Annotated in this window: 8 protein-coding genes; 4 read left to right on the top strand and 4 right to left on the bottom strand. The window is 41.3% G+C overall.

Annotation, left to right across the window (positions count from 1 at the left end; genetic code table 11):
• From CDG77_RS37670 to CDG77_RS17660, 4 genes are all read left to right on the top strand, one after another.
• A partial coding sequence (locus CDG77_RS37670) for a hypothetical protein (protein ID WP_223269850.1) occupies nt 1-195 on the top strand: 195 nt, incomplete at its 5' end.
• A 40-nt stretch (nt 196-235) separates the two neighbouring features.
• Nucleotides 236-1,030 (top strand): SDR family NAD(P)-dependent oxidoreductase, encoded by a 795-nt coding sequence (locus tag CDG77_RS17670; protein WP_094330651.1) that lies wholly within the window; start codon nt 236-238, stop codon nt 1,028-1,030.
• A gap of 405 nt (nt 1,031-1,435) precedes the next feature.
• Complete coding sequence (locus tag CDG77_RS17665) at nt 1,436-2,548, top strand: alkene reductase (protein ID WP_094330650.1); 1,113 nt, start codon at nt 1,436-1,438, stop codon at nt 2,546-2,548.
• Nucleotides 2,549-2,809: 261 nt separating this feature from the next.
• Nucleotides 2,810-5,488: an ATP-binding protein gene (locus CDG77_RS17660; RefSeq protein WP_094330649.1), complete on the top strand. Its 2,679-nt coding sequence runs from the start codon at nt 2,810-2,812 to the stop codon at nt 5,486-5,488.
• 19 nt (nt 5,489-5,507) lie between these two features.
• Here the strand turns inward: CDG77_RS17660 and CDG77_RS17655 are convergent, their stop codons facing one another.
• The 4 genes from CDG77_RS17655 to CDG77_RS17640 form a co-directional block, all read right to left on the bottom strand.
• Nucleotides 5,508-6,209 carry a helix-hairpin-helix domain-containing protein gene (locus CDG77_RS17655; protein WP_094330648.1) on the bottom strand — a complete coding sequence of 234 codons (702 nt, stop codon included), beginning with the start codon at nt 6,207-6,209 and terminating at the stop codon, nt 5,508-5,510.
• A gap of 24 nt (nt 6,210-6,233) precedes the next feature.
• Nucleotides 6,234-6,575, bottom strand: coding sequence for an NINE protein (locus tag CDG77_RS17650; protein ID WP_094330647.1), 342 nt, complete (start codon nt 6,573-6,575; stop codon nt 6,234-6,236).
• Nucleotides 6,576-7,310: 735 nt separating this feature from the next.
• On the bottom strand, nt 7,311-9,986 hold the full coding sequence (locus CDG77_RS17645) for an NHLP bacteriocin export ABC transporter permease/ATPase subunit (protein WP_094330646.1): 2,676 nt from the start codon (nt 9,984-9,986) through the stop codon (nt 7,311-7,313).
• On the bottom strand, nt 9,979-12,255 hold the full coding sequence (locus CDG77_RS17640) for a CHASE2 domain-containing protein (protein WP_094330645.1): 2,277 nt from the start codon (nt 12,253-12,255) through the stop codon (nt 9,979-9,981). The genes CDG77_RS17645 and CDG77_RS17640 overlap by 8 nt, the downstream gene beginning before the upstream one ends.
• Between the last annotated feature and the right edge of the window lie 3 nt (nt 12,256-12,258).

Below are 12,258 nucleotides of genomic sequence, written 5' to 3'. Positions count from 1 at the left end.
CTAGCGAATCATAAGGACGCAAACTGCGAGTCAAGCTACTCAATCCTAGCCAGATACGCCCTTGGCTGGGGATTGGGGAGAGACTTCTTCAATATTCTTTGTCCCCCTTATCCCTCCAAAGTTCTGAGCGCCTACTTTTGGCGCTCAGACTTTTCTCCTTCTCCCAGTACCTACTCCCCAGTACCTAGTACCTAGTCCCAGAGCATTCTGTTTCAACTAACGGGGAAAGAGCGAAATGGACTTGAAATTGCATGGTAAATCCGCGCTGGTGAGTGGCTCAACCGCAGGTATCGGTTTGGCGATCGCCCAAGGGTTAGCTCAAGAAGGTGCATCAGTGATTGTCAACGGTCGCTCTGAAGAAAGAGTAGCCCAAGCGATCGCTAAAATTCAACAAAGTACACCCGACGCGAAACTTACAGGTGTTGTTGCAGACGCGGGTACTGCATCAGGGATAGAGCAACTTTTGCAAAAAGTTCCTCATGTTGATATTTTGATAAACAATGTCGGTATTTATGAGCCAAAAACCTTCTTCGATATTACTGATGAAGATTGGTTAAACATATTTGAGGTTAACGTCCTCAGTGGAATTCGTTTAAGTCGGGGATATCTGCAAAAGCAGCTAGAGCAAAACTGGGGGCGGATAATTTTTATCTCCAGCGAATCCGGTATCCAAATTCCAGTCGAAATGATTCACTATGGCACAACAAAGACAGCGCAGCTTGCGATCGCCAGAGGTCTAGCAGAAATGACTGTGGGGACTGGAGTCACGGTAAACTCTGTCCTCCCAGGGCCAACTCGTTCAGAAGGAGTTGAAGAGTTTATCACCAACCTGGCACAGGAACGTGGTATTAGTCCCGATCGAGTTGAGGCGGAGTTTTTTGAAAATGTGCGTCCAAGTTCCCTAATCAAACGCTTTGCAACTAATGAAGAAGTAGCAGCGATCGTAGTTTACCTTTCTAGTCCCGTAGCTTCAGCAACTAATGGTGCAGCTTTACGGGTAGATGGTGGCGTTATTCGGTCGATTGTTTAGTGAATGGACTGTATTAAGAATTGGCTATTGGGAAGACTTTTTCCTTGTTACCAAGACTTTTCTTTCCAGACATAAACAACCCATAACTAAAGTTTTTGACTACCTTAAAACGGACAATAACCTTTTCTTAGTGGTCTTTAGAGACTTTCGCTATTAGGGACTTCCAACAAATAAATTACCCAATCTTGTGGGCTGGGCATCTTGCCCGCCTTAGTATATGGGCGCTCATGTTGCCCACCCCACAAAAAGTAGTTGAGTATTTTTTTATTTGGAAGTCCCTTAGACTGAGAATTTATTGTTAGGCGGGCTAAATGAGAATAGAATAGCCCTCTCCTTGTTCCCTTTATGTCTCAGCTATGGGGTTCTGAATTTTGAACTTTGAATTTTGAATTGGAGCAAAGCGACATGACTACTGATATCAACTTATTCTCTTCTTACCAGTTAGGGAATCTGGAACTACCTAACCGGATAGTAATGGCACCCTTAACCCGAAATAGAGCAGGTAAGGGAAACGTACCACACGAACTGAATGCTACCTACTACGTCCAACGTGCTTCCGCCGGACTGATTATTGCCGAAGCAACACAGGTAACTCCTGAAGGACAAGGCTATCCCGCTACACCAGGAATTCATTCGCCAGAACAAGTTGAAGGATGGAAGTTAGTAACCGATGCCGTACATCAGGCGGGAGGAAGAATTTTTCTGCAACTATGGCATGTAGGCAGGATTTCTCACCCAGACTTACAACCAAATGGAGTTTTACCTGTAGCACCTTCTGCGATCGCTCCGAAAGGTGAAGCTGCAACTTATGAGGGGCCTAAACCCTTTGTAACTCCCCGTGCTTTAGAAACTTCAGAAATACCGCAGATAGTCGAACAGTACCGTCAGGGTGCGGCAAATGCTCTAGCCGCTGGGTTTGATGGGGTAGAAATTCACTCAGCTAATGGTTATTTAATAGATCAATTTCTCCGCGATCGCACCAATCAACGGACAGATAAATATGGCGGTTCCATTGAAAATCGCGCCCGATTCCTGTTGGAGGTGACTGAGGCGGTAACTAGTGTGTGGGATTCTAACCGAGTTGGGGTACGTTTTTCTCCCAGTGGGACTTTTAATGATATAGGTGATTCCAATCCCTTGGAAACATTCGGTTACGCATCTCAAGCCTTGAACCGATTTAATTTGGCATATCTGCATATTTATGAGGCAACAGAGGCAGATATTAGACATGGCGGGATAATTGTACCCACCAGTCATATCCGCGATCGCTTTACAGGTACGCTCATCGTCAATGGCGGTTATACTCGTGAAAAAGGCGATGCGGTGGTGGCAAGCAAAGCAGCCGATTTAGTGGCCTTTGGCACGTTATTTATATCAAATCCAGATTTACCCCGACGCTTGGCTTTAAATGCACCACTAAATGAACCAAATCAAGCAACCTTTTACGGTGGCAGTGAAAAAGGATATACAGACTATCCATTTTTGTCAGCTGCTAATGAGGCAGTAGCTCAGGCGTAATTCGTAATTCGTAATTATAAGTCTTCCTTGGGGACTTCCAACAAATAAATTGCCCACCCCACAAGAGGTAGTTGAATATTTTTTTATTTGGAAGTCCCTAAGAGTATTTTTGTAATTGGAAGTACCTAACGTTTTGTTCTCTTACCAGAAGTGGTATATTGGCACTTGATCTGACCGAGTACAAACTATACATAAGCCCGCAGGCCAGAGAAGTCGAGGTGTTGTACTCACTACTACACGATAGGAAGGGAGAGTGGGCTTATGAACAAAAATACTGGGCAAAGTGGTGTTTTTCCTCTGTTTAAAGGCGTACCTCTACGTCGCATTCTCGTAGCGTTGTTTGTGCTGCAAATCTTCCTAGCTGTGGGATTGACTGCATACTTATCAATCCGCAATGGGCAAAAGGCTGTCAATGAGGTAGCTAGCGAGTTGCGTTATGAAGTCGCTAATCGAGTAGAGCAAAATTTACAGGCTTATCTCTCAACCCCCCGTCAAGTACTGCGCGGTAATCAAAATATCATTGACATCGGGTTGCTGAAGATGGAAAATCTGGCTAGTTGGGAGTTATATTTAATCAAGCAGTTAGAGATTTTTCCTGATGCTGTTGTTTTAACGGCAAGTAACGAACAGCAAGAACATTTAGGGGTAGAAAAGCTCAACGATCGCCAATATTTACTCAGAAAAGCCGATAAGTCAACTGGTTCCGACCTTTACACCTACAAAATTGACTCTCTTGGTCAACGTACCCAACTACCAGAGGTAATCAAAAACTATGATGCGCGATCGCGTCCTAGTTATCAAGCAGCAGTTACTGCCAAAAAATTCAGCTTTAGTCAGATTTTTACTTCCATCACCGAACCAACGCTTCTAATTAGTGCATCTCAACCTATATATGACTCTCAAGGTGAGTTACTCGGTGTCAACAGCACTCTAACTCACGTATCACAAATTGGGGATTTGCTACAAAATATTAAAGTTGGCAAGTCTGGGCAAGTTTTTATTATCGAGCGATCGGGGCTATTAGTCGCAAGTTCCACAACCGAAGAACCATTCCGCCTCCAAAATGGTAAACCGATTCGGTTGGCAGCTTCCCAAAGCAGGAATGCTTTTACTCAAGCCAGCGCTAAATATTTAGAAACTAAATTTAGTAACTTTGACCAGATTCAGAGTTTACAGCAACTAGATTTCTCTTTTGACGGCAAACGACAATTTTTAGAAATTAGACCGTTACAGGGCGAACCAAATGTCAACTGGTTGATTGTAGTAGCTGTCCCAGAAGCAGACTTTATGGGACAAATCGATCGCAACACTCAAACTACAATTTTTCTCTGTCTGGGAGCATTAGGATTAGCTACTTTACTAGGAATTATCGCCGCCCGTTGGATAACTGTGCCAATTCTCTACTTCAGCACGGCGACAAAAGATTTAGCTGATTTTACCAAGGTTGAAGAATCGGTGGCAATTCAAGGCATTAAAGAAGTCGAGGTGCTGGGTGAATCTTTCAAGGAGATGATGCAGCATTTACGTAAAACCTTTACTGCACAGATTACTAAAAATGAAGAATTAGAATTGCAAGTTAAGCAGCGAACTCAAGAATTACAGCAAGAGATTCAAGTAAATATTAACAGCCAGCAAAAACTGGAACAGCATAATCGAGCCTTGGCAGAATTAACAAATCACAAGGCAATTTCAGAAGGAAATCTAGAAACAGCATTTAAAATCATCACTGAGAAAGCTGCCAATGCTTTAGAAGTAGAAAAAGTGGGTGTGTGGTTATTTAATAGCGATATCTCCGATAGGCAGCGCCAACGCACCAAACTACAATGTATAAGTCTCTACGAACGTAGCAATCAGAAACATTCGGCGGGTGTAGAACGCGATCGCGCAGATTATCCCATCTATTTTAAATCTCTGACATCTGCCCGCATCATCGCCGTTACCGATACTAGCACCGATTTACGGATACAAGAATTATGGGATGAACAGCTAGAACCGAAGAATATTGTATCCCTAATTAATACCTCCATTTGGGTTGGGGGCGAAGTGGTGGGAACGGTATTGTACGAACAGATTGATATTCCTCGGATATGGGAACTGAGCGAGCAAAACTTCGTTAGCTCAATTGCTGAATTTGTCGCCCTGACATTAGAAGTGTGCGATCGCAAAAGTGCAGAATCCGCCCTGCGTGAGGCTGAAGAAGCTGCCGAAGTTGCAAATCGTGCCAAAAAGACCTTTTTAGTAAATATGAGCCATGAACTGAGGACTCCCTTAAGTTCTATTCTGGAGATTGCAGAAGCACTCCAAAATGAAGTCCACGGTACTGTAACTGAAGAACAGCGCCAGTTCTTAAATACCCTCGAATCTAGCGGTAAGAACTTACTAGAATTGATTAACCAAATCCTTGAGCTTACCGACATTGAATCTAGCAAGATCCAACTGCAACTAGCTGCTACTTCGATTCTAGAATTATGTGACTCTAGTCTCAGTTTCGTGAAGAATTTAGCGTTACAAAAAAATATTCAACTGAGTCTACAAATCCCTGAAGAACTCGAACCTATCGAAGTTGATGAGCGTCGCATTCGTCAAGTATTTATCAACCTGTTGAGTAATGCTGTCAAGTTTACTCATGACGGAGGAAAAGTTTGGATCGAAGTTCAGCCAACTTCTACAAATGAGTATATCTTTTTTAGCGTGGTAGATACAGGTATTGGTATGCTTTCCGATGACCTTTTCCAATTATTTCAACCTTTCGTGCAAGTTGAAAATGCTTCTACCCGTCGTTCCGCAGGCACTGGTTTAGGATTAGTGATGGTGCAAAAAATTGTCGAGTTGCACGGTGGGACTGTCCACGCCGAAAGTCAGTTAGGCAAAGGTAGTCGATTTACAGTCAAACTTCCGTGGAAAAAGGTTAGAGAGGAGGAAGTGATGATTAATTATTAATTTATTGCCCTGACGATATCTAAGCTATGTGACGATAAGTAGCAAACGGTAATCCAGTGCGCTGTTTAACATCAATTAAAGATTTATACTCACCTCGTTGTTGCCTTTCTGCAACAATTTGTTCTGCGATCGCTCCATCCAGTCCACAAGTAATTAATTCTGGAGTTGAATATGTATTTAATCGTTTCCAAGAATACTCAGCTTCTTTTTTATAGTTATAGCTAAAAGTAATTAGCGGTGTAATTCTAGCTACCTGCTTTTCTGGAATTCCAGCTACTTCTGTTAATTCTTCAACATGAGTGAAAACATATCCCTCATTCATCAGGGATTCAATATTATTTGCATAAACTATGGGCAGCCCTAAATAGTTAACTAGTTCATTTTTAGAGCATTCATTAATATCTATTTTATCACGAGTACTGGCAACTAAGTTTGCTAACTCTTGTTCTTCAGGAATTGGTAAATTCTTCGGATAAAGTTTGACTAAGAAAGCTTTTTTGAGGTACAAAGCAATGCCAATCTGAGCCATCCAAATCACAACGGCTAGACTATTTGCAGATAAAGCTAAAGCTAAAATAGAGGTGCTAATCCCTAATACAATCCAAGTATTAGTCTTGGATTTATAACCGGCATAGGCAATAGCAAATCCCCCAAATGTCGGAATTAATGATAACCACACCCAAACAGGAGTTTGTTGAAACCAAGATTTAGATTGTGACACAGGAAATCAACCAATGATTTAGATTTACAAAGATTTCAGAAGATTTTGGCGCTTTTCTTCATACTCTTCTGCGGTAATTACACCAGAATCAAAAAGATTTTTCAAATCAGCTAGCGCACTAGTTGCATCTTTAGCAGATATTGGCCCACTTGCGCTTGCGATACTTTGATTATACTTTATATTGAATTCGGCATCTGACATGAGAACTAGTACAAAGAACTCAACAAAGGCTATTAAAGATGGAATACAAGTCCAGAAAAACAATAAGTATAAAACACCTTCAAGATTTTGTCCTAGATAAAATTTGTGAACTCCCAGCCACCCACCAAGAAAGCAAAGCAGAATAGCTGTAGATTTAGTCTTCATGACATTTCCTTCCTTAATTAACTCTAATAAATATCTATTGGCGGACAATCCAATCAATTGTTTTATTCTCTAATTATTTATGTGGTTTACTAGTAATTCTTGCTGTTATAAAATAAATAATTATTATACATAGCTGAGATTCCATTAAGACTAAATAACCTTTGACTATGTAGTTAAAATCTAGGTTGGAATTGAAATAAAAAATTAGGCCGCCCATTGCCAGATATGGAACCAGACGCAACCGATGAATATTTAGTATTTGGTTATTCAATTTGTTCATCAGTAGATAAAGTGATGTTAACCAATAATTAATTGTAAATAATTGATCGGTAACTAAAAAGTTGCTTAATCTAATAAGAGGTTGAGCGTATTTACAGGCAATTCTAGCTAAAGTTTATCTTTGAAGCTTCATGAAAATTACTGATTTATTTAGATTTAGATCGATATATTTCCGTAAAGCTTCTATAGCTTTTAGCAGTTTTTGACCCCTTTTTTCTCAGTCTGTGTGAGAAATCCGGGCTAATTCCACAATCTCTGGAAGGCACAGCGCTGCGGGTAGTCCAAAGGGCGTTGCACTTGCCCTCTACTGTTCAATAGCTTAAAAGCTGTAGTAACAGGACTTACACAAAACTTTACAATTCAGGAATTGCTACTACCCCGTGTAGTTTTGCGTAAGTCCTAAGTAATTATCCTACATAGCTTAGAGCAGTTTTTAGTCCATTCGACCCTGAACGCTTACGTCATTTGTCGTGCCATCAGATTAGCAAATAACCCCTTTTGATTCACTAATTCTTCAAACCTACCTTGCTGGACAACTCGACCGGCTTCAATCACATAAATTCGGTCGGCGTTGCGGATGGTACTGAGGCGATGGGCGATAATTATGCGCGTTACTCCTAACTGGTCTAAGCTGGTACTAACTATGGCTTGAGTACGATTATCTAAAGCACTGGTAGCTTCATCAAAAATTATAATTCTCGGTTTTAATACTAAAGCACGAGCAATTAGTAGCCTTTGACGTTGCCCACCAGAGAGATTTGTACCCCCCTCCGAAATGACTGTGTGCATCTCCATTGGCATTGACTTAATATCATCGGCAAATCCAGCCATCCGTACTGCTTCCCAAGCTTCATCCATTGTTACTAATGCGCCACTAGAAATGTTTTCAAATATCGAGGCGCTATTGATGCGACCATTTTGCAGCACTACACCAATCTGCCGACGCACTGCTGATGTATCTAAGCCGGATAAGTCTTGACCATCGTAGTAAATAGTGCCATCTTTTGGCGTTTCAAATCCCAATAGCAGCCTAATAATCGTTGATTTGCCACTACCAGAAGGCCCTACCAAAGCAATCAATTCTCCTGGATCTGCTTCAATCGTCAAATCATCTAAATTGAGGGGCCCATCTTCGCGGTAACGGAACGTCACGCGATCGACTTTTACTTTACCTGTTAACCGCCCCGGATCGCTTTTGCTCAGGTCGATTTCTGGTTGAGCCTGAAAGATGGGCTTTGCACGTTCCCAGAAAATGCTGATATCTAATATGCTGACTATGGTGTTACTCAGCTGAGTTGCCCCAGCAATAAATATGGCAAAGGCAGAATTAAATGCCAGAAATGTACCTGTAGATAATCCTGTTTGGCTTTGAGATGGGGCTTGTGTAATTAACGTAACTGCCAGCCAAAAGATAATTATCGAACTGACAGTTGGCATGGCGGTGTTAAATATCGCTAAAACATCTTCAATTACCTCTGTACTCAACTTGAGTTTTAGCTGCTGACTATACTTTTTTGCCCAGTAGGCAAAAGCCCGGTCTTCTGCATTGCTGACTCTGAGTTTGGAAACACCAGCAACCATCTGTACAGTAAAACCAAAAATTTCCCCCTCTATTTCTTCTAAAGCACGCAATTTTTGGCGACTAAGTACACTTGAGATCGTAGTGAAGATAATTGCAACTAGCGCTACTGCTACTACAACTAAAGCTAGGCTGGAACTGTAGATAAATAACAATCCCAGATTAAGTAGAGAGAAGAAGCTAGTAAAAACAGTGCGTAGCACTGTGTCATTGAGTTTCTGACGAATTTGTGTTACCGCAGAAACACGAGATTGCAAATCTCCAATTGAATATTCACGAAAGAAAGATACCCGCAGATTAAACAATCTATCCCATAAGGCTGCTTGGGAGTCTAAACTAGCTTTACTTTCTAATCTCAGACCGGCAAAACCTTGGGCGATTTGAAAAATTATCGTACCAAAGGTGGCGGCTATCAGACCCAATCCAATTTGCATTAACAACCCTCTGTCTGCATCGGGAATGACGGAATCGATGAGGATGGCGGTTGCTAAGGGGGTTAACATTCCTAGCAATGCACCAACAACACCAGTAAGGAAGATAACAACCAGTTCTCGAATTTTCCCCTTGAAGGCAAATAGAAGTAAGTCGATCGCAGTTACATTATTTTCGGGTATGGGACGATAAAATACATGGGCAAAAGGAGCTAGTTGCTGGGCAGTATCCTTGTTTACAGGGATGCGAACGTGCTTCTGGGGGTCAAAGATTTCGTACTTTCCTACCCCTGCTGGTAGCAGTGCAACAGGAAAATTATCCTGATTAGTGTATGCCAATAAAGGGCCGCTATCTTTTTGCCACCATCGGTCATTGAGTAATACTCGGCGGATGCGAATCCGGGATGCACGCGCGATCGCTTCTAATGGTTCTTTAATCCGATTCATGTCTTCAGAACGTACAGGTGGCAAAATCTTAATTCCTAATGCCCTTCCCACTGCACCTGCGGCAATCAGCAGTGGTGTACCTGTCTGCATCAGTTCGGCTTGCTTGGGTTTGAGGACTGATGCTAATTCTCCTAAAGCATTGACTTTTGCCTGAGAGTTAAGTTGTTCCCGTGCTTGGAATTGAGTCCATTTTGTTGCCGACTCTTCCTGTTCTATTTGAGTCAGAATTTCGCACAAATTATCGTGCAGTTCACTCAGAGTAACTTGGATGGCGTTCCAGTTGGTAAGGTTTTCAGGGTGGGAAAAAACTGTTGGAATAGAAGAGCGATCGCCCACACAACTTTGAATATTTTTCTCCCAAATCTGTACTAACTGAAGCAAACTTTCTGCCTCGTCTTTCTCCTGTCTTATCCCTTCCTCACATTCCTGTGCAGATATTTGCAACAGCACAGTATCTTCTATCGATATCGCCAAAATTTTATGGTTATCAGCCGATACCCCAAACAATACTTCTCCCGGATTGACACCAAATAGATAACGGCGAACGCCTTCAATACCTTGCTGGATGGGAATAGCAAACACAGAGATCGCACCGGATTCAATTTGCCAAACTGTTTGGGGATTGTCTAATATTAGGGATTGATTACCCGCGAGCAGTAATTTGGAATCACTCATCTGGAGTTAGAGGTACAATAGTTTTTTGGCGGAGGCGTATAGCATTAAATTGTCCTACCACTTCTAATGGAAGGTTGGTAAAGCGAATATAAAAATTATTTGGTTCTGCTGTTTTGTCTAAGACCTTAGCATAGATATCTTCACTAATTTTGGCATTACCCTGCATAAATAAGTTCAGTTTCAGATTAGTAAAGGGCTGTAAAACCAGAGAATTTACTTTTGAGTCATAACATACTTGCGCCTCCTTAGCTGACAGCTTCACTAGCTTTCCCTCAATGACAGTACTATTAACATCTTTCCCATCCAAAACTGCGTATTTTAGAGGAATCGCTTCTAAAAGTTCCAAGAAAATTTCTTCTTCATCTTGAGCCAGATATAAATTGTATTCCCCAGCAATCCCACCCACTTCATAAATTTTTATCGGTTCCTTCACTCCTTTTGCTTGGACTTCTTTATGTCCAATAAGTTTGATAATCGAACCAGCCTCTTTAATAGTTGATTCCGAAATAAAAATTTGACCGCCGACTGTATAAGATTCAATCCGATAGGTTAAATTAACTTGATTACCGATAATTCCATATTTAGTCCGTTTTTCCGAACCAATATTACCAACTACTACTTCTGCTGTATTAATCCCAATACCCATTTCTAGCTTTGGTAATCCCATTTGCTGGATTTTTTTATTTACTGGTTCCATTGCCAACTGCATTGCCACAGCACAGGCGATCGCTCTCATAGCATCATCTTCTCTACTAATAGGAGCGCCGAACAAAACTAAAATTCCATCACCCATAAACTCATCAATCGTGCCATGATACTGAGTGATAACATCTGCCATATATCCTAAATAAAAGTTGATTATTTTAATTACTTCTTCAGCAGATAATCTCTCCGCCGTAGCGGTAAAGCCTCTTAAATCAGAAGTGAGAATAGTAATTTTTTTCCGTTCACCGCCTAGTTTTAAACCTTCAGGATTTTCTAATAAATTAGCAACTACTTCATCGGTGAGATAACGACCAAAGGTTTTCCGAATTTCTCCCGCAGTCATGGCAATATAGGCAGTCACAGCAAGTGCCGAAACAATTAATGCGATTAATGATGGAACTACAGGAATCCACCAACCTGCGATAAAAGCTAAATAACTACTACCCATAAGACAGCAACCAGCTAGCAAAATGCTAATCAAAGGTAATAAGGATTTTCTTTTAGAGCCACTGCTATATCGTTGTTGCCATCTTAAGATTGCACCAATTAGTGACCACACAGAAATCCATAACCATTCTTGGAGTTTGCTCCATGTTTTGATTAACGAACGATTATCTAAAGTAGCGCTTAAAATTTGACTGATGGCATTGGCATGAATCGCTACACCAGACATCCGTTTTGGTGCTGTTAATATAGTACTGCTGTAAGGTGTATAAAATAGGTCTTTGAGACTTTCGGCTGTGGGGCCAATCAACACAATCCGCCCCTTTAATAAATCTTTGGAGATCCGATTTTCTAACACATCCATAATAGATATGTGTTGAAATTTGTCTCTAGAACCACGATAATTTATTAGTATTTGATAACCTTGGTCTTCAGCCCGAATGTAACCACCATCATTTCCTTGAAATAAGGGGTAAATCACATTACCTGTTTTTACCAAATAATCTTCTGTTTGTCCGACATCAATTTTGCGATCGCTCAGATAAAGGTAGGCAAGTTTAAAAGCAAAACTAAACACATTTTCGCCATTTTGATCTGCCAAATACATCAAACTACGGCGAATTTTGCCATCCCCATCTAAAGGAAAATCATTTGCACCCACTCGATCGAGTTTTTTCAGCGCTGGTGGTGGTGCTACCGCCGAACTATCTTCACTCTGGGCTACTTTTTGGACACCAACTAAATTTGGTGTAGACTCAAACACTTTAACTAAGGATTGATGTCCAAAACCGACTGGTAAATCTCGATATAAATCCAAACCGATAGCACTGGGTTTTTGTTGTTTTAATTTCTCTAAAACTTGTGCTAGCAAGCCGTCAGGCAGAGGCCAATAACCGCGCTTACCAAGTTTTTGGACATCAGATTCATTAATTTCTACAATGACAATGCGCGGATCGATAGGTTCTGGAGAACGTAACAGAAACATTTGATCCAGCGCTGCCAATTCCAACATCTGCAATAATCCACTCAAACGCAGAATAAACACCAATGCTCCCGCGCTGGGAGCAGCAATGAAGACACCGCGCCATTGCCAAAGTTTTCGTTTGATGTTTCTCCACATAAA

Source organism: Nostoc sp. 'Peltigera membranacea cyanobiont' 213, from assembly GCF_002245975.1.
Lineage (GTDB): Bacteria > Cyanobacteriota > Cyanobacteriia > Cyanobacteriales > Nostocaceae > Nostoc.
Note: the sequence above shows the minus strand (reverse complement) of the source record. Positions and strands in the feature narration are given on the sequence as shown.

What these genes read in the sequence shown, in the direction of transcription:
- CDG77_RS17670 (WP_094330651.1), top strand. Translation starts at nt 236, where the DNA reads ATGGACTTGAAATTGCATGGTAAATCCGCGCTGGTGAGTGGCTCAACC.
- CDG77_RS17665 (WP_094330650.1), top strand. Translation starts at nt 1,436, where the DNA reads ATGACTACTGATATCAACTTATTCTCTTCTTACCAGTTAGGGAATCTG.
- CDG77_RS17660 (WP_094330649.1), top strand. Translation starts at nt 2,810, where the DNA reads ATGAACAAAAATACTGGGCAAAGTGGTGTTTTTCCTCTGTTTAAAGGC.
- CDG77_RS17650 (WP_094330647.1), bottom strand. Translation starts at nt 6,575, where the DNA reads ATGAAGACTAAATCTACAGCTATTCTGCTTTGCTTTCTTGGTGGGTGG.
- CDG77_RS17645 (WP_094330646.1), bottom strand. Translation starts at nt 9,986, where the DNA reads ATGAGTGATTCCAAATTACTGCTCGCGGGTAATCAATCCCTAATATTA.
- CDG77_RS17640 (WP_094330645.1), bottom strand. Translation starts at nt 12,255, where the DNA reads ATGTGGAGAAACATCAAACGAAAACTTTGGCAATGGCGCGGTGTCTTC.